Here is an 18020-nt window from a genome sequence, read left to right as displayed (position 1 = left end):
TTCTGACCGGCGGCGGTAGGGTCCGCTTGTGGGTACCGGGAGTGGGGCCGATGAAGGCGGCCGGAAGTTTCAGGAGTTGAAGAGCTCCCTGCTCTCCTACGTCACAGAGCGGGAGGAGGGAGACCTTCTGCCGTCACAGCGTGACCTCGCCGCGACGCACGGCGTGTCCCGGGACACGGTCCAGCGTGTGCTCACCGTCCTGGCCGACGAGGGCTGGATCGAGTCACGTCAGGGTCGGGGCGCGATGGTGCTGCGCAGGCAGACCCTTCGATCCAGCGCACGTCGGAACACCGCCGCGCGGCGGGTGACACTCGGCCCGCTGATCGCTGCCGCGTTCGAGGCGAGGGATGTCGCCCTGGATGCCTTCACGCTTACGTCGGAGGTCCTCTACACGCACGTACGGGTGCAGCAGGAGCGCATCCGGGTCGGTGAGATCAGCCCGGCCACGATCACCATCCGCATGCTCGTGCCGTCCGACGAGCCACCGCCGCCCTTCCCGTTCGCACTGGGCGACCGGGACGACGAGAGGCCGCTGAAGCGCCTTCAGGACATCAGGCAGCACTACACGGACAACCTCCTCCGCCTGGTCGAGGATCTCGACCAGAGCATCGAGGGCCTCAAGGCCACGGTGGAGATCCGTCGGGTCGGCTTCATGCCGTACTCGAAGCTCTACGTCTTCAACGGGGTCGAGGTGGTGACCGGCCCGTACGTTCCGTCCGAGCGGCGCATCACCTACAGGGACGGAACCACCATGGACGTCATCGACGTCATGGGCTTCGACTCCACGCTGACCCACTGCGCCAAGGACGACGACCCGAACTCCCAGGACTCGTTGATCGTGAGCAGCTGGCAGCGATGGTTCGACTCGACGTGGCGGCTGCTCGCGACGTAACAAAGTGAGCACGGGGACGTTAAAAAGTCCGGCGCGGCCCCGACATGTCCGACAGGTCTCGCTCCAAGGGCGGCATTGCGGCCATGTGAGCAGGCGCATCCCGCTATCGTGTGCATCAATTTTCTTGGGTGCGCATCCTCTTTGAGGTTTAGAACTAGCGTTTCAGGAGCACAGGTGGCGATCGGGGCTTGGCCTGACCGCGGGGGCGAAGTCCGTAGTGCCGTCATCTCGGAGATCCGTAAGAGCCGGTACCGCCTGGAGCTCTCTCTGGGGACACCCATGGCTTCTTCTGGGGCGGGCGGCGGTGTGCAGCCCAGGACATGCCTTCCCGGCAAGCCCGTCGACCCCCTGACCATCAGGGCGCTGACCCGTCTCCTCGCGCAGTTGACCCTGGTGCGCAAGGAGGCGCTGCCGGCGCTGCCGGCCGACTGGCCGCCCAACGAGAGGGACAGCCGGGCCTATCTGGACACCGTCGTCCGGCGTACGACACAGCGCATCCTCGGCTCCAACGGGACTGACTTCAGTGGGCTGTTCGCCGTACTCGGTGTGCCCTGCGACGCTCTGGCCCGGTTCGCCGGACAGATGCCCTCCCCGGCCCGCCGCCCGTACGGTTTCCTGCTCATGAACCTCAACCGGGACAACGCGGTCGTCCTGGAGGGCCCCAAGCCCTCGATGGCCCGCCTCGACTGGAACTCCGCGTCGTACGGGGATCCCCTGCACGGTCTCGCGAATCATGTGGTGCGGATGCGCTACCCCGACCACCAGCAGGACGAGGTCCTCGAGGCCTGGCTGCGCGAGATGGGCAGTGCGAGGCTCACGGCGGTCAACGGCGCGCGCCGGGACTTTCCGCGTTACGTCGCGTTCGAGCGCATCAACGTCGCGTACGGCGAAGTCATCAGGTCGGCCGAATCCCTCGGCGACGAGATCGACGTAGACCGGCTGATGGCGGTGGCCGGCGACATCGGGGCGACTCTGGGGCGCGCGACCGACGTGCTCGGGATGTACGAGGTGCCACCCGAGAGGGAGATCGCGGACGCGCTGTTCCGCTGGCAGGCGGGGCGTATCGCGCAGGGGAGGACGCGGCTGCCGATCGCGTTGTTCCGGTGGCAGCGCGACACACGGGTCCGCGAGCGGGAGGACTTCCCGTACGACCTGGTGCGGCGGGCTCTGGCGCTGGAGGGCACCGCCCCCGCTGGCCGGGTCTTCCGGGGGACGGCGCACCTCAACACCGTCGTGCACCTCGATGAATACGCGGAGCCCGTGGTGGTCCGGCGCGAAACCGCGGCGGCGCCCCGTCGCGAGCAGGGGGAGCTCAAGGAGCACGCCGTCCTGCAAGTGATCGAAAAGGCCGGTCGGCAGTTCCGGGCGCCGAGAATCCTCGCGCTTGGCTATGACGACCGGCGGCGCCACTTCGCGATCCACACCTACGAGGGCCCGGCGACCGGGGCCCCGCGGCATCCCGAGGACGGGCTGCTGCCCGGCGAGGCCGACGAACTCGTCGACGCGCTCGCCACGCTTGCGGAGATCGATCACTCGACGTTGTCTTCCGAGGAGACGGAGGGGAGCTTCTACGCGCGGCTGAGTGAACGGCTGGCTGTTTTCGTCGACGAGCTTCCCCTCGAAACCCGGCAGGCAGCCCGGAAGTGGGGGCTGCCGGACGGCAAGGTGCTCCGGAAGATCCTCGGCCGCTACCAGGTGACGGAACGTACCGCCGTCCTCCTCCACGGGGACCTCAACCCCTGGAACCTGGTCCGTGACGGGCGTCGCGGCGGGCTGACGATCATCGACTGGGAGATGGGGATGATCGGCGACCCCCTGTACGACCTGGTGCGCCATCTGCATCTCACCCCGACCCGGCCCGAGATGCGTACACGCATGTTCAAACGCTGGAGCAGGTCGCTTCCCTCCGAGTACGTCGCCGGATGGGAGCAGGACTGGCGGGTCTACCGCTGGATCGAGCAGGTCCGCTCGGCTTACGTCGACCTGGACCGGATCACCACGGGGGCCGCCCTCGACACGCCGAACGTACGGCGTGCCGTCGACGCGTACGAGATGACCCTGACGGCGGCCACCGGATCCCTGGGGCTGCGCATGCGCAGGCGTGTGGTGCCGAAACTGCCCGCCCCGCTCAAGGCGTCCTGACCCGCCCACCACCACTGCGTAGGCTCACAGCCATGAGCGAACCCGGCCTGCGTGAGCGCAAGAAGCAGCGGATGTACGAGTCCGTGTCCGAGATCGCCATCCGGCTCTTCCTGGAGAAGGGCTTCGACGCCGTCTCCGTCGCCGAGGTCGCCGCCGCCGCGGAGATCTCGAAGCCGACCCTGTTCCGGTACTTCCCGGCGAAGGAGGACCTCGTCCTCCACCGGATCGCCGATCATGAGGACGAGGCCGCGAGGGTCGTGGCCGAGTCCGAGGAGCGGCCCCTCATCGCTCTGCGGCGGCACTTCCTCGACGGCCTGGAGCGGGGGGATCCCGTCACCGGGCTCAGTGACCATCCCCAGGTGCTCGCCTTTCATCGACTTCTCTACGGCACCCCCGCCCTGGTCGCACGGGCTCATGGCCACCTGGAGCGGCAGGAGGCCGCGCTCGCGGAGGTGCTCGGTGGGGATCTGGACGCGCGGCTGGCCGCCGGGCAGATCATCGCCGTGCGGCGGGTGCTCGCGATGGAGAACTGGCGGCGGATCTCGGCGGGGGAACGGATGGCGGAGGTGAAGGGGGACGCCGTGGTCGCCGCCGGGCGGGCGTTCGACGCGTTGGAGAGGGCCTTGGACGGCCGTACTGAAGCGCGGTAATAAATTTAACTCGGTTACGCTTTTCGTTTAGGCTTGGCGGAATGACCACCATCGAGCCCGGCCTCCGTCAGGAACTCCACCAGGAGCGCGCCCACCACGAACGCTGCCGTGCCGCCCTCGCCGCCATGGTCGACGGCGCCCAGGAGCAGGTCGTCATCGGTGAGGACGTCTCCGCCTCCGGGGCCGACGCCGAAGTGCTCGGGTACCGGCTGCGCAGTCAGGCGAAGGAGTTCCGGGAACTTCCCGAAGGGCCGTTGTTCTTCGGGAAGTTGGACTTCGCCGACGGTGAGCACGCCGGGCAGGCCTATCACCTCGGGCGGCTGCGGATCAGCGAGGATCCCGCCGCTCCGCCCCTCGTCGTCGACTGGCGTGCCCCCGTCTCCCGTGCCTTCTACCAGGCCGGCGCCCGCGATCCACGCGGGGTCGGGGTGCGGCGGCGGTTCGGGTGGGCGCCGGGGAGCAAGGGGGACTCCGCCGATCTCACCGGGTTCGAGGACGAGCGTCTGGCGGAGGGGCAGGACACCTCCAGCGCCTTTCTCGCCCGGGAGATCGAACGGCCTCGCGTCGGCCCCATGCGGGACATCGCCGCGACCATCCAGCCCGAGCAGGACGATCTCGTACGCGGAGACCTCGCCCGGTCCGTGTGCGTGCAGGGTGCTCCCGGCACCGGAAAGACCGCCGTAGGGCTGCACCGGGCCGCCTATCTGCTCTACACCTTCCCCCAGCGCGTCCACCGTGGCGGCCTGCTCATCCTCGGGCCCAACCGGACGTTCCTGTCGTACATCTCCGAGGTGCTGCCCGCGCTCGGCGAGACCGGCGTACGGCAGGCCACGCTTCAGGAGGAGATCGGCCGGCATCCCGTCAAGGGGAGTGACAGCGAGCGGGCCGCCGTCGTCAAGCACGACCCCCGGATGGCGGAGGTGCTGCGGCGGGCGCTGTACACACGGGTGTCCAGTGACGCGGTTGCCGACTCCCTTGAGATCGACGACGGTTCGTACCGATGGCGGGTCCGCGCCGACGAACTCGCGCGGATCGTGCACGGCGTACGCGCCGAGGAACTGCCGTACGACACCGGGCGGGAGCGAGTGCGCGGGCGGGTGGTGCGGAGCGTGCAACTCCAGGCCGAGCGGCGGGCCGGGCCGCAGAACAACGCCTGGGTGCGGAGGATCTCGCGGTCCGCAGCCGTCAGGGAGTTCCTCGAACTCGTGTGGCCGCGCGTGCGGCCCGAGGGGGTCCTCGCTCAACTGCTCGGTGACCGCGAGGCGTTGGCGGGCGTGGCCGAGGGGCTTCTGCGACCGGAGGATCAGGAGGAACTGCTCTGGACGCGACCGCCGCGATCCTGGAAGTCCGCCCGCTGGTCGTCCGCCGACCTGGTCCTGCTCGACGAGGTCGCCGGGCTCATCGAGCATCCCGAGGGCTACGGCCATCTCGTCGTCGACGAGGCGCAGGATCTGTCCCCGATGGAGTGCCGGGCGATCGCCCGCAGGGCGCGCTTCGGGTCGCTCACCGTCCTCGGTGACCTGGCCCAGGGGACCACACCCTGGGCGGCCCGCTCCTGGCACACCGTCCTGCGCCATCTCGGCAAGCCGGACGCGGCCGTCGTACCGCTGACCATCGGATTCCGGGTGCCGCGGGCCGTCGTCCAGCTCGCCAACCGGCTCCTCGCGCGGCTGGACGTGGAGGTGCCGGCGGGGCGGTCCCTGCGTGGGGACGGGGAGTTGAGGATCAGCCCGACCTCCCCGGACGCCCTGCCGGACGCGGTCGTGGACGCCGTACGGGACTCGCTCGCGTACGAGGGGTCGGTGGGGGTCGTCGCCGCGGACGCCGACGTCGAACGGGTGCGGCAGGCCCTCGACGCGGCCGGGATCGTCACCGCCGGGCCGGACGAGCTCGGGGCGCGGGTGAGCGTCGTACCGGCCGGTGTGGTCAAGGGACTTGAGTACGACCATGTGGTGGCCGTCGAGCCCGCCGCGATCGCGGAGGCGGAGGAGCGGGGGCTGCACCGGCTGTATGTCGTGCTGACCCGGGCGGTGTCGCGGCTGGTGGTGGTGCACGGGCGGCCGTTGCCGTTCTAGGGCGACGGCCGCCCGTGCCGCTGTGTCACACGCCGTCGAGGAGCGGGATCAACTGCTCCTCCTCGTACGTCAGATGGGCCTCCAGCTCGGTCGTCAGGCGGTCCACCTCCGTGCGCACGGAAGCGGGGCTCTGGCCGGCGAGCGCCTCGCGCAACTCCTCCACCAGAGCCGCGATGCGCTCGTGCTCGGCGCGCAGACGGTCGAGGGCCGGGGCCGCCTCCGGGTGGCGGTCGGCCAGGAACGGGAACATGGCCAGATCCTCGCCGGTGTGGTGGTTGTGCAGGCCCTGGCAGAACGTGAGGCAGTTGACGCGGAGTTGGGCAGCGAGGGTGGACCCTCCGGTGGCCATCTCCTTGCGTATCAGCGCCAGTTCGCGTCGGAAGGCGTCGTGGACGACTTTGATGGCCTCTCCAGGCGACGAGGCGTTGATGTTCGGCGGCCCCGGGCGGGCGATCTCGTGCAGGGCGACCACGGGGATGATCCGGTCCGTCTTCTCCTGGTACGCCGCCCAGCCGCGGTCCGCCTCCACGGCTCGCGCGAAGGCCCGGTCCCGCTCCTCGCCCGTCAGGACGACGGCCTCCGCCTCGTAGGTGAACACCCCGCTCTCGACGGTGACTTGGGGATGTGCGACGAGATTGCGGTACCAGTCGGGGTGGCGGGGCGAGCCGCCCGCCGAGGCGATCACGAGGATGCGGTCGCCGCCGTCGGGCAGGTAGCCGACCGGGTTGGTGTGCGGGGTGCCGGTGCGGGCGCCGGTGGTGGTGAGGAGGATCAGACGGCCGCCCTCGAAGGGGCCGCCGACGCGGCCGTTGTTGGCGCGGAACTCGTCGATGATCTGCTGGTTGAAGTCGTGGAAGGGGTTGGTCACTCTCTCTGCTCTCTCTGGTCTCCGGTCATGTCCTGGACGACTCAGAGAAAGCGGCGGACCCCTGGCCCTCCCCGGCCTCACTCAGAGGCCGGGCACCCAACTCGCTCACGGCACAAGGCCGACCCGGCAGTCATGCACACACGGTAACGTCCGGAGCGTGATCGAGACCACTGAGTTTGCGGACATTCCCACAACCACCCTGGCCGATCTGCTCGGCCGTGACCGGGTCATGGACATGGGGATCCGGCCGCTGTGGGGGCCGGTGCCGAGGATCGCAGGCCCGGCCTTCACCGTACGGTGCCCACCCGGCGACAACCTGATGCTGCACGCGGCGATCCACCGGGCGCCGGCCGGATCGGTGATCGTGGTCGAGTCGGGCGACCTCGACTACGCGCTGGCCGGCGGGAACGTGTGCGCGGTCGCGCAGCGGCGGGGGATCGCCGGGTTCGTCGCCGACGGCCTGATCCGAGACCTGGCCGAGGTGCGGGAGGCCGGCTTCCCCGTCTTCGCCCGGGGCGTCGTCCCGATCCCGGGCGCCAAGAAGGCCGTGGCGCCGCTGGGTGAGCCGGTGCGGTGCGGTGGGGTGCGGGTCGAGGCCGGTGACGAGGTGGTCGCCGACGAGGAGGGCGTCGTGGCGGTCCCGGCCGCCCGCCGGGCCGGCATCCTCACGGCCGCCCGCGCCAAGCTGGCCAAGGAAGCCGTCGAGACGCTCGACGAGTGGGAGGCGGCGCATCGGGCTCGTATCGACGAGATCCTCGCCGAAGGTGGGTTCGAGGGCTGAGGATGCTGCGCTGGATCCACGGTGACGCGACCGAACTTCCGCCGCTGCGCGTCGACTTGGTGACCATGACGGCCAACGTCGCCCAGCAGATCGTAGAAGCGGATGCCTGGCGGGAGACGCTGCGCGGCGCGTATGAGGCGCTACGGCCCGGTGGGCGGCTGGTGTTCGAGACGCGGGACCCGGCGCGGCGGGCCTGGGAGGAGTGGCACCGGGAGGCGTCGTACGCCATGGCGGACGTACCCGGTGCCGGGGTGGTGGAGAGCTGGGTCGAAGTGACCGCGGTGGAGGCGGAGTTGGTGTCGCTCCGGTGGACCTATGTGTTCGCCGCGGACGGCCGGGCGCTGACCTCGGACTCGACGTTGCGGTTCCGGGAGCGGGAGGAGGCCGAGGCATGTTCGGCAGCCTGTCCGTATGTTGCCACCGGCGCGCGGCGCCGACGGCAGATGGCCCCGACCGGTTCGCCCGGTCGGGGCCATCTGCCGTCACTCAGCGGGCATCACCTGGCGGGGTGGATGCACGGGGTGGGTGCACGGGAGGGTCAGCGGCGGACGTTGTCGCGCTGGTGACCGCCGTGCTGGTGACCGCCGCGGTGGTGGCGGCCCCAGGACTCGTCGTCGACGAAGCGGCCGTGGTCGTTGCGCAGGGTCGCGGTGTCGGAGTAGTCGTCCCAGACGTAGTCGCGGAGGTCCTGGAACAGGTCGGTGTCGGTGTCGCGGCCCTCACCGGTGTGGATACGGACCGTGGCACGGCCATCGAGGCGGTAGTGGTGGAAGGTGTAGGTGCGGCCGTCCTTGTTCCGCAGGGTCCAGCCGTCGAGGTTGACCGTCCGGCGCGTGGTGTTGGTGAGCTCCACCCACTCCTTGTTCAGCGAACGCCGCGAGCGGTCGTCGCGTCCGGGCGAGTCGTACTGCACCGCGCTGATCTCCACCTTCGGCCGCTCGGGCCGGGCGTGGTCGGCCGCCGACGCCGGCAGCGCCACCGCCCCGACGATCGCGGCGGCCGCGAGTGCGGCGGCGGAGATACGACGGGCGGTCACAGTGGAAGAAGACACAAAGCCCCCTGGTGCGGTTGTGCGGGTGGCGGCCGGTCGGCCGCGCCTTCACACCGTGGCCGTTCCGTGCAGGTTGTGAAAGCAACACGGGCACTCCGTTACTGTTCGCCCACTTCACTGTGATTCTCGTGTGTAACGTCCATTCATGCGGCGTATGCGCCAAGTTGACGCCCCTGCTGTTCGACGACCCTTGTGGGTACTGATCCGTATGCTCCGACCGCCAGGTCGCGCCACCCCGGCTCGGACGAGACCGTCACCCGAAAGTGAGTAACAGCTCTGGAGTGGTCGTGATCGCGGTCGACTCCTGGTCGTCAGGCTGTGCGCACCGCCATCAGCAGTCCGCTCGCCCATGCCAGGCGGACGCACCGGAAGTCCTCGCGTTCGTCCAGCTCTGCGAGAAGCCGTTCGACGGAGGCTTCGTGGCCCTCCGGCCAGCCGGGCTGGGGGAAGAGGTCGTCGATCAGATAGGTCCCGCCGGGAGCCACGAGTTCCAGGGCCCGGTCGAGGTGGGTGAACTTGCCTGGCCAGGTATCCGCGAAGACGAGGTCGAAGGGGGCACCGTCGAACTCCTCCAGCCATCTGCCGCCGTCCCCGGAGACGAAGGTCACCCGCGGGTCGGCACCCAGCTGTTCTCGGGCGATGGCCTGGACGGTGGGATCGAGTTCGACGGTGGTCAGACGGGAGGCGCGGTCCATCCCGCTGAGGAGCCAGGCGGTGCCTTCCCCGACTCCGGTGCCGAGTTCCAGGATCCGGCCCGCGAGCCGGGCGGCGGCGAGTGCTGCCAGGAGGCTTCCGGTGCGGTCCTCACTGGACATGATGAAGCCCGCGTCGCTTGCCTTGGAGCGCAGCACGGGCAGGGCGGTCGGGAGGCGGCTCGGCGTATCGTCCATCCGCCGATGATGCGAGGGCCGTGTCCTTGCGGACAAGGTATGCCTCAGGTTGAGCGGGACAACCGGGCGCGGCCCATCTCGCCGGGGAGTGTTCGTCTACACGGTGCGGCACACCGGTGACGCCCACTACGGCGTCGGCACCGCTCACGGCGACGACATCTGGGAGCACGGAGGCTTCGCCGTGCACTTCTTCCCTCGCGACCTGGTCAACGCGCTCGCCGAAGGGTGGGTCCCGGAAGACGTCTTCGCCTTCGAGGAGGGAGACCTCCCCCGCCGCCTGTGGCGCATCACTCCCCCCGGTCGCAGGACACGGCGCACCTCGCCGACAAGCGTGTGGATCTCCGAGGTGGACAGCGCCATGCACAGCAGCATGTGTGCGAAGACCGCGTCCACCGAGGCGTCCGGCACGGGCAGCTGGTCACGGACATCGTGCACGAGGGTCGTCACCCGCTCGGCGACACCTTGAGCCCGGGCGGCTGCGCGCAGCTGGCCAAGACCGGTGGCACTGAAGTCGGTGGCCTGCACCAGGAAGCCTTCGCGGGCGAGGAAGAGGGCGTCGCGGCCGTGGCCGGCACCGAGTTCCAGAACATCCCTTGCCCCGGCCGTGTGGAACACGCGGGCGGCGTGGACGGCGGGCGCGGACGGATGCGCGCCGTACATCCCCGGATGAGCGGCGTACGTGTCCTGCCAGTGCGCGAGCTGGGCCTCGCCCAGGTCCTTCTCCTCCGCCACGGATTCTCCCAGGTCAGCTCGTTGCGCCGCGTGCCCGAGGACGCTGCGGAGCACGTTACTGGTCAGGAGCTGAGTGTCACGCCGGCGGCCGGGCGAGTTTGGCGGCCACGGCGTCGAGGACCCAGTCCAGGCCGGTCGCGAAGGATGTCTCGGCGTCCACGTCCGTGCCGTCGTACACGGCCTTGGCCAGCGCCGGGAAGCGGCCCGTGGCCAGCATTTTCGTCATATGCGGGCCGTGGGCGCGCTGCCAGTCGTACTTGGACAGGCCCGTGGCGCGCTCGGCCCGCAGGTTGGCGATCTCGCGCCTGATCGCGCCGGTGAGGTAGGCGCTGACGGTCTCCACGGCGCGCATGACGGTGTCGAGGTCGGCGAGACCGTCGAGGGCGGCCAGCCTGGCCTCGGCCACGGCGAGGCCGTTCGGGCCCAGGGTCGGGCGGCCGCCGAGCAGGTCGGCCAGCCATTCGTGACGTAGAGCGGCCTGTCTGGTGCGGTGGGCGAGGCCGCGCAGCGCCTCCCGCCAGTAACCGGGCTGCTCCTCGGGGAGCATCTCAGCCTGGACCTCGTCCACCATGAGGTCGAACAGCTCCTCCTTGGTGGAGATGTAGCCGTACAGCCGCATCGGGCCGGCGTCCAGCCGGGCGGCGACCTTGCGCAACGACACCGCCTCCAGTCCGCCCTCGTCGGCCAGCGCGATGGCGGCGGCGACGATCCGCTCCCGGTCGAGCGGCACGGGGCGAGTCGGCGGCTCCGGCCGGTCCCACACAGTCATGGACACATCGTACTGTTGCGATACACCGTCATGTGTCAATACAGTGTATCGCCATGAGACATCGCATCGCAGTAGTCGGGAGTGGTCCCGGCGGCCTCACCTTCGCCCGCGTCCTGCACCGCCATGGCCACCCTGTGACCGTCCTCGAACGCGATTCCGCTCCCGACGCCCGCCCCCCGGGCGGCACGCTGGACCTGCGCGAGGGGCTGGGCCAGTTGGCGCTGGACAAAGCGGGACTGCTGGTGGAGTTCAAGGCGCTGTCTCGTCCCGAGGGGCAGGCCATGCGCATCCTGGACACGGACGGGACCGTCCTGCGCGACTGGCGACCCCGCCCGGATGAACAGGCCAATCCCGAGATCGACCGCGGGCAACTCCGTGACCTGCTGCTCGGCCCTCTCGACGTCCGGTGGGGCCAGGGCGTGACGCGGGTGGTGCCGGGGGCCGGCGATGGCGTACTGGTCCATTTCGCGGACGGGCGACAGGAGGCGTTCGACCTCGTGGTCGGCGCGGACGGCGCATGGTCCCGGGTCCGCCCCGCAGTCTCGTCGGTGACGCCGCACTACACCGGCGTCACCGCGATCGAGACCTCCCTGGACGACGTCGACGCCCGCCACCCTGACCTCGCCCGGCTGGTCGGCGACGGTTCCGTGGCGGTGTACGGCGTGAACCGAAGCCTCGTCGCCCAGCGCAACAGCGGCGGCCACGTGAAGGTGTACGCCCAGTTCCGCGCGCCGCTGGACTGGCACACGAACCTGGACCTGGCCGACGTCGAGGCCGTGCGATCGAGCCTGCTGGCTCTGTTCGACGGCTGGGCCGCTCCCGTCCTCGACCTTCTCTGCCACGGCGCCGCTTTCGTCCACCGCCCCCTCTACGTCCTGCCCGTGTCCCACACCTGGACCCACGTCCCCGGGGTGACGCTACTGGGCGACGCCGCCCACCTGATGCCGCCCTTGGGGGCGGGCGCGAACCTCGCGATGCTGGAAGGCGCCGAACTCGCCGAGTCCATCGCCACCGCCGGTGCCGGAGATCTGGACGACGCCGTCCGCGCCTTCGAGGAACGGATGTGGGCACGGGCCGGCAGGTGGGCGAAGATCACGACGGCCGGTCTGGAACGCCTCGTGAGCCCGGACCCCGCCGAAGCCCTCGCCCTCTTCGACCAAGTCCAGCCATCCTGACCGCCAAGCACGCGAGCACCAGCACAAACGGCTCGCCACGGGTTCACGGCAAAACCGCCCTCAAGCGAACGCACGGACGTCCGCACCGAATGCAACCTGCCGCGAGGCGAGCGAGGTCAGGACTGCGCGCTCCGGAACGCGAGATACCGGCTGAAGGCTTCGTGGCTGTCGGGGGTGAAGCGCCACTCCAGCAGTGCCGACCGCAGCTCCGGCTCGGTCAGCCGGCCATGCCAGGCGACCTCATCAGGATCGGCGGCCACGGTGTCCGGCACCACGGCTTCGTGCACGCCGAGCCAGTGAGGGCTCAAACCGCTGCGGTTGAGGAACGTGAACAGCAAGCGCGGCAGCACACGAATGCCCAGTTCTTCGGCCAGCTCGCGCGCGGCGGCCTGCTCATAGGACTCACCGACGTCCACGGCGCCACCGACCACGACCTCATAGAGCCCGGGGAAGCGCGACAGTTGCTCCGACCGCCGGTGGACGAGGATGCGGCCACCCTCATCACGACACACCGTCACGGCGACCCGATGCAGCCAACCCTCCCGGATGGCCTGCCGCCGGCTGACCACCACCCCCAGCACGCGATCTTGATCGTCGACACGCTCCACCAGTTCGTCCACGACGGACACCCTGGCAGAGCCCACCGACAACGCCGCTTCCCTGCGACTCGCGGAACCGGACCAAGAGCACCTGCGCAAGGAGGCCGGACCCGGATGACGACAGGTGTCGTGCGATTACGACACCTGTCGTGTTCAGGCTCAGCTCACCGGTGCAGTGGCGTGGCGCACTTTTGCAAGCGGGTGCTTGCAATAGTTAGCGGGGGTGGGGCAAGGTGGAGGCATGGCATCGCTCAACGTCGGCAATCTCGGTGAGTATCTGCGTGAACAGCGGCGCACTGCGCAGCTGTCGCTCAGGCAGCTCGCCGATGCCGCCGGGGTGTCCAATCCGTATCTGAGCCAGATCGAGCGCGGGCTGCGCAAGCCGAGCGCGGAGGTGCTGCAGCAGGTCGCCAAGGCCCTGCGGATCTCCGCCGAGACGCTGTATGTGCGGGCCGGCATCCTCGACGCCGAGCGGGACCGGGACGACGTGGAGACACGTGCGGTCATCCTCGCCGATCCCACGCTCAACGAGCGGCAGAAGCAGGTGCTGCTCCAGATATACGAGTCCTTCCGCAAGGAGAACGGCTTCGAGATAGCCCCGGCGGACGCGGCTCCCGCGCCGGGCGACGGTGCGGTGGATCCTCGGGGCGACGTCCAGGACGGTGACACCGCCGTACGCGACACCCGTAAGCCGAGCAGGACCCGTAAGAAGACCGGCGGCAGCGACGCCGACCCGCAGCAGACGGCCAGTTGAGGCACAGCCCGACCACCGGCCGACCGCGGGACCCCCAAAACCCTCAAGTGAAAGCGACCCGGGAGGACCATCACCATGGCCATCACCGACGACATCCGCAAGGCCGTCACCGACCCGACCCCGCTCTACTTCCTCGCCGGCGCCGGTGACCTGGCCTTCCAGGAGGCCAAGAAGGTGCCCGGCCTGGTGGAGCAGCTGCGCGCCGAGGCGCCGGCCCGTATCGAGGCCGTGCGCGGCACCGACCCGAAGGCGGTCCAGGAGAAGGCCCAGACCCGTGCCAAGGAGGCCGGCGCCAGGGTCAAGGAGACGCAGGAGACCCTCCAGACCAAGGTCGGTGAGTTCATCACCAACCTGGACGGCGACATCAAGAAGCTCGGCTCCACCATCGACGCGGACCTGAAGAAGCTCGGCGAGTCCGCCCAGGACATCGCCCTGCGCGGCGTCGGCGTCGCCGCCGAGTACGCCGTCAAGGCCCGTGAGACCTACGAGAAGGTCGCCGAGCACGGCGAGCAGACCGTGAAGACCTGGCGCGGCGAGGCCGCCGAGGAGATCGAGGAACTGGCCATCGCGGTCGAGCCGACCGCCGAGCCGGGCGAGATCAAGGTCGAGACCCCGACCCCGGCGGCCCCGGCCGCGAAGCCCACCAAGGCCAACGTCCCCGCTCCGGCCAAGGCGACGGCCCCCGCCGCCAAGAAGGCCACGCCGCGCAAGACCACGGCGAAGAAGACCACCCCGCCCGCCAAGTAAGGGCACCGCGGGACGCTTCAGGACTCAGGGCCGGGCACTTACCGAGTGCCCGGCCCGTTCTGCGGGTAGCGGGCTTGTGGGAACGGGTACGGTGACCGCGTAATCGTGTGAAGACGAGCCGAGTCTGGTGGTGGACGTTGTGTTGATGCAGGGGTTCGCAGGGTTTCTGTGGCTGCTCTACCTCGCCATGCTGGTCCTCGCCGTGGTGGCACTGGTGATGGCCTTGCTGTTCCGCGACGACGCCTACCGGGCGGCCGACAAGCAGAACAAGGGTTTCTGGCTGATCATCCTCGGCATCGTGGTCGCGGTGAACCTCTTCGTGCCGATGCTCTTCCTGCAGATCGCGGGTCTCATCGCCACGATCGTCTTCTTCGTGGACGTCCGTCCGGCCCTCAGCCAGGTCTCGGGGGGCAAGGGCTGGGGCCGCCGTGGCGGCGGAAGCAGCAGCGACGGCCCTTACGGCCCGTACAACGGCGGCCGCTAGCGGAAGCAGCCCTCAGGGAAGCAACCCGAGCGGCCCGAGCGGCCAGAAGGGCGCAGGCAACCGCGCCGCGACTTCCAGACCGTCACCCCTCCCGGTCGAGCAACAGCACAGCCACGTCATCCGCCAGCTCACCCCCGTTGAGCGACCGCACCTCATTCACCGCGGCCCGCAGCAACGCCTCCCCGCGCAGCCCCTCGGACAACTGGCGGCGGATCATGGACACCATCCCGTCCTCGCCGAGCCGTTCCCGTCCCAGACCGACGTGCCCCTCGATCAGTCCGTCGGTATAGAGCATCAGACTCCACTCGGCCCCCAGCTCCACCTGCATCCGAGGCCACCGAGCCCCCGGCAGCAGCCCCAGCGCGGGCCCGTTGTTGTCGTACGGCAGCAACCGCGCGGGCCGCCCCGGCCGGGCCACCAACGGCGACGGATGCCCGGCGAGACACAGTCCCGCCCGACGCCCGTCCGGCGCGATGTCCACCGTGCACAGGGTCGCGAAGATCTCGTCGTCGGACCGCTCGTGCTCCAGCACCTCCTGCAGCGTCCCGAGCAGCTCGTCCCCGCACAGTCCCGCCAGGGTCAGCGCCCGCCAGGCGATCCGCAGCTCCACACCGAGTGCCGCCTCGTCGGGCCCGTGCCCGCAGACGTCGCCGATCATCGCGTGCACGGTCCCGTCGGGAGTCCGTACGACGTCGTAGAAGTCCCCGCCGAGCAGCGCCCGCGACCGCCCCGGCCGGTACCGCGCCGCGAACCGCAGCGAGGAGCCCTCCAGCAGTGGCGTGGGCAGCAGACCCCGCTCCAGGCGCCGGTTCTCCTGTGCCCGCACCCGTCCCTCGGCGAGCCTTCGCTCGGCCGTGTCGGAACGTTTCCGCTCCACCGCGTACCGGATCGCCCGGCTCAGCAGCCGCCCGTCCAGCTCGTCCCGGAAGAGATAGTCCTGGGCGCCCACCCGCACCGCCTCCGCCCCGCGCTCGGCGTCACCGGACGCGGTCAGCGCGAGGACGGCGTGCCGGGGGGCGAGCTTCAGGACATGACGGAGTACGGCGAGCTCGTCGTCGTCAGCGGAACGGCCGGGCGCGGGCAGCGCGAGGTCGAGCAGGATGCAGTGCACGTCGTCGGTGAGCAGCCGCTCCGCCTCCGTGAGGTTGCGGGCGGTGCGGACGCGCATCGGCTTGCCGGTCGGGTCCAGGAGTTCGGGGACGACCGTGGAGCCGCCGGGATCGTCCTCGATCACCAGCAGGGTCAGTTGGGTGGCGGCGTTGTTGTCGACCGTGGCTTCCTTGCGCGGGGGGACTCCCTTGGAGGGGCCGTCCTTGGGTGTGGCCTGCGCCTGACCACCCTCCGCGGCCGGGATCGCTCGTTGCCGCGGTATGGGTACGGGCATGGTCTCGGATTCCTTCCCTCCCCCCGAGGGCACGATGGGGCGAGGGGTCTCGATCCACCGACGGGGACCATAGCGGGTGGTGGGGCGGGAAAGGAATGGCGTGAGACACGCCGCTTGGCGGGTCGCCAGTGTCATATGCCGCGTTCCGTACCGCAGTTGGACAGGTGACGGGTGTCGCGGGAATGACGAACGTCACGTTCGCGGAAGGTTTGCGGAGAGGTCAGGGGTGCCCCGCATCACATGACCCAGGTCTCGCACCGCTGCTCTGACGTCCTTTGTACGGCAGGCCGCAAACCCTCACGCATCCGGTCGAACCACCCCGAGTATCGGCATCGATCCCGCCCCCGCGAGCGTCACCGTCCGTCCCGGCCGCGGGGCGTGCACGATCGCGCCCTCGCCGATGTACATCGCGACATGGCTGGCGTCGTCGAAGTAGATGATCAGGTCCCCGGGCCGCATGTCCTTGATGTCGATGTGCTTGAGCTGCTTCCACTGCTCCTGCGAGGTGCGCGGGGTGGGCTTGCCGGCGGCCGCCCAGGCCTGCGAGGTCAGTCCGGAGCAGTCGTACGAGTCCGGACCCTCGGCGCCCCATTCGTACGGTTTGCCGATCTGTGTCGTCGCGTACTTGACGGCGAGCTTGCCGGCCTCGCTGGCCTTGCTGTCGATCTCGTCGAGGATGCCGGAGTCCAGCCAGGCCGACTGCGCCTTGTAGGCGGCCTGTTCCTCCAGTTCGGCGAGGCGCTCGCGCTCCTTCTTCTCCAACTGGGACTCGAGCTTCTCGGCCGCCGCGATCTGCTGCTCGACCTTCTTCTTGGCCGCTGCCTTCGCCTTTCGGCCCGCCTCCAGCTTGGTCCACTGGGCGGAGGCGTCGGCGGCGTACTGCTTCAAGTCCTGCTGCGTCTGTGTCAGTTCCGCGATCAGTGCCTTGGTGGCGCGCTGGCCCTGCAGCACCCGGCCGGTGCCGTCCAGGAACTCCTGCGGGTCGTCGCTCAGCATCAGCTGGGCCTCGTCCGGCAGTCCGTTGGTGCGGTACTGGGCGGCGGCCGCGGCACCCGCGCGGGCCTTCAGCTGCGCCAGCTTCTCCTGGCCCTTGACGATCTTCTTGGCCAGCGCGACGATCTGCGCCGACTGCTCCTCGGCCTTCTCCTCGGCGGCGTTGTAGGCGTCGGTGGCGACGGCCGCGTCGTGGTAGAGCGCGTCGAGCTGTTCGCGTACGGCCTCGATGTCCTTGTTGGTCACGTTGGTCGGCGAGGCCGTGGGGGTCGGCGTCGGAGTGGGGCTCGGGGCGGCGAAGGCGGCGCCCGGAGCCGACAGCACGGCCACCGCGCCGATCACGGTCACGGCCGTGGCGATCAGACCGCGCTTGCCCGTCCCCATACCCCTGCCCCCAAAGCTGATTTACCGTCAGTAACTTACGGTGCTCGGGGGATCGTGCCACGTCACGGCCCAAAACGACAGAGGCAGGCCTTCTCGGCGTATCCCTCCGCGTCCGGCGCTTGTTGGTGCTTCCCCCGCTCCCCGCCCCCCGAAGACGATCTCTCCGCCTTTGTGACGAACGACTCACACGGATCGTTCCCGGCAGGTCAGGACTTCTGGAGGGGATTTCCCGGGTGGCATCCCGGAGCTCATGCGCGAGGACATCGGAGTTCATGGGCGGAGGGCGCGCCGAGTTCATGCGCGCGGCCTGTGGGGACCAAGGCGTGAGGGCATCCCGGCGTTTCCGCGCGAGGCGAACCGGAGTTCTCGCGCGGGGCTTCCCGGAGGCCGGCCGCACGGCGTTCCGGAGTTCATGCGAGCGGTACCTCCCTCGGCGTGCCGGAGTTCATGCGGTCGGCGCCCCGCGCAGCCCCCCGGAGTGCACGCGCCAAGGCGCCCCCGTGGCTCACGCCGACGGCTCGCGCCGATGGCTCACGCCGATGGCTCGCGCCGATGGCTCGCGCCGATGGCTCGCGCCGATGGCTCACGCCGACGGCTCACGCCGACGGCTCGCGCCGACGGCTCACGCCGACGGCTCACGCCCGCGGCTC

General features: G+C 70.0%; 17 protein-coding genes and 1 pseudogene. 10 read left to right on the top strand and 8 right to left on the bottom strand.

Going from position 1 to position 18020, the window contains the following annotated elements; translation table 11 throughout:
* The first annotated feature begins 76 nt into the window (after positions 1 to 76).
* From ACI2L1_RS07565 to ACI2L1_RS07550, 4 genes are all read left to right on the top strand, one after another.
* A complete protein-coding gene (locus ACI2L1_RS07565) occupies positions 77 to 892 on the top strand; it encodes a GntR family transcriptional regulator (protein ID WP_404738372.1) in 816 nt (271 codons plus the stop codon).
* A gap of 279 nt (positions 893 to 1171) precedes the next feature.
* Complete coding sequence (locus tag ACI2L1_RS07560) at positions 1172 to 3034, top strand: phosphotransferase family protein (protein ID WP_404738371.1); 1863 nt, start codon at positions 1172 to 1174, stop codon at positions 3032 to 3034.
* A gap of 32 nt (positions 3035 to 3066) precedes the next feature.
* Positions 3067 to 3684, top strand: coding sequence for a TetR family transcriptional regulator (locus ACI2L1_RS07555; protein WP_404738370.1), 618 nt, complete (start codon positions 3067 to 3069; stop codon positions 3682 to 3684).
* A 41-nt stretch (positions 3685 to 3725) separates the two neighbouring features.
* Positions 3726 to 5759, top strand: coding sequence for a HelD family protein (locus ACI2L1_RS07550; protein ID WP_404738369.1), 2034 nt, complete (start codon positions 3726 to 3728; stop codon positions 5757 to 5759).
* Positions 5760 to 5784: 25 nt separating this feature from the next.
* Here the strand turns inward: ACI2L1_RS07550 and ACI2L1_RS07545 are convergent, their stop codons facing one another.
* Positions 5785 to 6627: a nitroreductase/quinone reductase family protein gene (locus ACI2L1_RS07545; RefSeq protein ID WP_404738368.1), complete on the bottom strand. Its 843-nt coding sequence runs from the start codon at positions 6625 to 6627 to the stop codon at positions 5785 to 5787.
* Between the two features lie 157 nt (positions 6628 to 6784).
* On the opposite strand from ACI2L1_RS07545, the gene ACI2L1_RS07540 reads away from it, so the two are divergent.
* Positions 6785 to 7408: an RraA family protein gene (locus ACI2L1_RS07540; protein WP_404738367.1), complete on the top strand. Its 624-nt coding sequence runs from the start codon at positions 6785 to 6787 to the stop codon at positions 7406 to 7408.
* A pseudogene (locus tag ACI2L1_RS07535) lies at positions 7402 to 7974 on the top strand (hypothetical protein); the annotation flags it as partial. The gene ACI2L1_RS07540 and the pseudogene ACI2L1_RS07535, both read left to right, overlap by 7 nt.
* Here ACI2L1_RS07535 and ACI2L1_RS07530 read toward each other — a convergent pair.
* The 4 genes from ACI2L1_RS07530 to ACI2L1_RS07515 all read right to left on the bottom strand — a co-directional run bounded on the left by ACI2L1_RS07530 (position 7947) and on the right by ACI2L1_RS07515 (position 10850).
* Positions 7947 to 8459: a lamin tail domain-containing protein gene (locus tag ACI2L1_RS07530; protein ID WP_404738366.1), complete on the bottom strand. Its 513-nt coding sequence runs from the start codon at positions 8457 to 8459 to the stop codon at positions 7947 to 7949. The pseudogene ACI2L1_RS07535 and the gene ACI2L1_RS07530 sit on opposite strands and share 28 nt — an antisense overlap.
* Before the next feature lie 311 nt (positions 8460 to 8770).
* Entirely contained in the window at positions 8771 to 9349 is a 579-nt protein-coding gene (locus ACI2L1_RS07525; RefSeq protein WP_404738365.1) for an O-methyltransferase, read from the bottom strand.
* A 144-nt stretch (positions 9350 to 9493) separates the two neighbouring features.
* On the bottom strand, positions 9494 to 10081 hold the full coding sequence (locus tag ACI2L1_RS07520; RefSeq protein WP_404738364.1) for a class I SAM-dependent methyltransferase: 588 nt from the start codon (positions 10079 to 10081) through the stop codon (positions 9494 to 9496).
* A 76-nt stretch (positions 10082 to 10157) separates the two neighbouring features.
* Positions 10158 to 10850, bottom strand: a complete 693-nt coding sequence (locus tag ACI2L1_RS07515; RefSeq protein WP_404738363.1) for a TetR/AcrR family transcriptional regulator — start codon at positions 10848 to 10850, stop codon at positions 10158 to 10160.
* A 53-nt stretch (positions 10851 to 10903) separates the two neighbouring features.
* Between ACI2L1_RS07515 and ACI2L1_RS07510 the strand changes: the two genes are divergently transcribed.
* Positions 10904 to 12025: an FAD-dependent oxidoreductase gene (locus ACI2L1_RS07510; protein WP_404738362.1), complete on the top strand. Its 1122-nt coding sequence runs from the start codon at positions 10904 to 10906 to the stop codon at positions 12023 to 12025.
* Between the two features lie 116 nt (positions 12026 to 12141).
* Here the strand turns inward: ACI2L1_RS07510 and ACI2L1_RS07505 are convergent, their stop codons facing one another.
* Positions 12142 to 12654, bottom strand: coding sequence for an NUDIX domain-containing protein (locus ACI2L1_RS07505; protein WP_404738361.1), 513 nt, complete (start codon positions 12652 to 12654; stop codon positions 12142 to 12144).
* 211 nt (positions 12655 to 12865) lie between these two features.
* Between ACI2L1_RS07505 and ACI2L1_RS07500 the strand changes: the two genes are divergently transcribed.
* From ACI2L1_RS07500 to ACI2L1_RS07490, 3 genes are all read left to right on the top strand, one after another.
* On the top strand, positions 12866 to 13378 hold the full coding sequence (locus ACI2L1_RS07500; RefSeq protein ID WP_404738360.1) for a helix-turn-helix domain-containing protein: 513 nt from the start codon (positions 12866 to 12868) through the stop codon (positions 13376 to 13378).
* Between the two features lie 75 nt (positions 13379 to 13453).
* Positions 13454 to 14125: a hypothetical protein gene (locus tag ACI2L1_RS07495; protein ID WP_404738359.1), complete on the top strand. Its 672-nt coding sequence runs from the start codon at positions 13454 to 13456 to the stop codon at positions 14123 to 14125.
* Between the two features lie 139 nt (positions 14126 to 14264).
* Complete coding sequence (locus tag ACI2L1_RS07490; RefSeq protein WP_404738456.1) at positions 14265 to 14609, top strand: DUF2516 family protein; 345 nt, start codon at positions 14265 to 14267, stop codon at positions 14607 to 14609.
* 82 nt (positions 14610 to 14691) lie between these two features.
* On the opposite strand, the gene ACI2L1_RS07485 is transcribed toward ACI2L1_RS07490, so the two are convergent.
* Together ACI2L1_RS07485 and ACI2L1_RS07480 are read right to left on the bottom strand one after the other, a co-directional pair.
* Entirely contained in the window at positions 14692 to 15993 is a 1302-nt protein-coding gene (locus ACI2L1_RS07485) for a PP2C family protein-serine/threonine phosphatase (protein ID WP_404738358.1), read from the bottom strand.
* Between the two features lie 297 nt (positions 15994 to 16290).
* Positions 16291 to 17370 (bottom strand): C40 family peptidase, encoded by a 1080-nt coding sequence (locus ACI2L1_RS07480; RefSeq protein WP_404738357.1) that lies wholly within the window; start codon positions 17368 to 17370, stop codon positions 16291 to 16293.
* Between the last annotated feature and the right edge of the window lie 650 nt (positions 17371 to 18020).

This window comes from Streptomyces sp. NPDC019531, from assembly GCF_044903305.1.
Classification (GTDB): domain Bacteria; phylum Actinomycetota; class Actinomycetes; order Streptomycetales; family Streptomycetaceae; genus Streptomyces.
Note: the sequence above shows the minus strand (reverse complement) of the source record. Positions and strands in the feature narration are given on the sequence as shown.

Coding starts and splice junctions, on each gene's coding strand:
- ACI2L1_RS07560 (WP_404738371.1), top strand. CDS start 1,172: ATGGCTTCTTCTGGGGCGGGCGGCGGTGTGCAGCCCAGGACATGCCTT.
- ACI2L1_RS07555 (WP_404738370.1), top strand. CDS start 3,067: ATGAGCGAACCCGGCCTGCGTGAGCGCAAGAAGCAGCGGATGTACGAG.
- ACI2L1_RS07550 (WP_404738369.1), top strand. CDS start 3,726: ATGACCACCATCGAGCCCGGCCTCCGTCAGGAACTCCACCAGGAGCGC.
- ACI2L1_RS07525 (WP_404738365.1), bottom strand. CDS start 9,349: ATGGACGATACGCCGAGCCGCCTCCCGACCGCCCTGCCCGTGCTGCGC.
- ACI2L1_RS07515 (WP_404738363.1), bottom strand. CDS start 10,850: ATGACTGTGTGGGACCGGCCGGAGCCGCCGACTCGCCCCGTGCCGCTC.
- ACI2L1_RS07510 (WP_404738362.1), top strand. CDS start 10,904: ATGAGACATCGCATCGCAGTAGTCGGGAGTGGTCCCGGCGGCCTCACC.
- ACI2L1_RS07500 (WP_404738360.1), top strand. CDS start 12,866: ATGGCATCGCTCAACGTCGGCAATCTCGGTGAGTATCTGCGTGAACAG.
- ACI2L1_RS07495 (WP_404738359.1), top strand. CDS start 13,454: ATGGCCATCACCGACGACATCCGCAAGGCCGTCACCGACCCGACCCCG.
- ACI2L1_RS07485 (WP_404738358.1), bottom strand. CDS start 15,993: ATGCCCGTACCCATACCGCGGCAACGAGCGATCCCGGCCGCGGAGGGT.
- ACI2L1_RS07480 (WP_404738357.1), bottom strand. CDS start 17,370: ATGGGGACGGGCAAGCGCGGTCTGATCGCCACGGCCGTGACCGTGATC.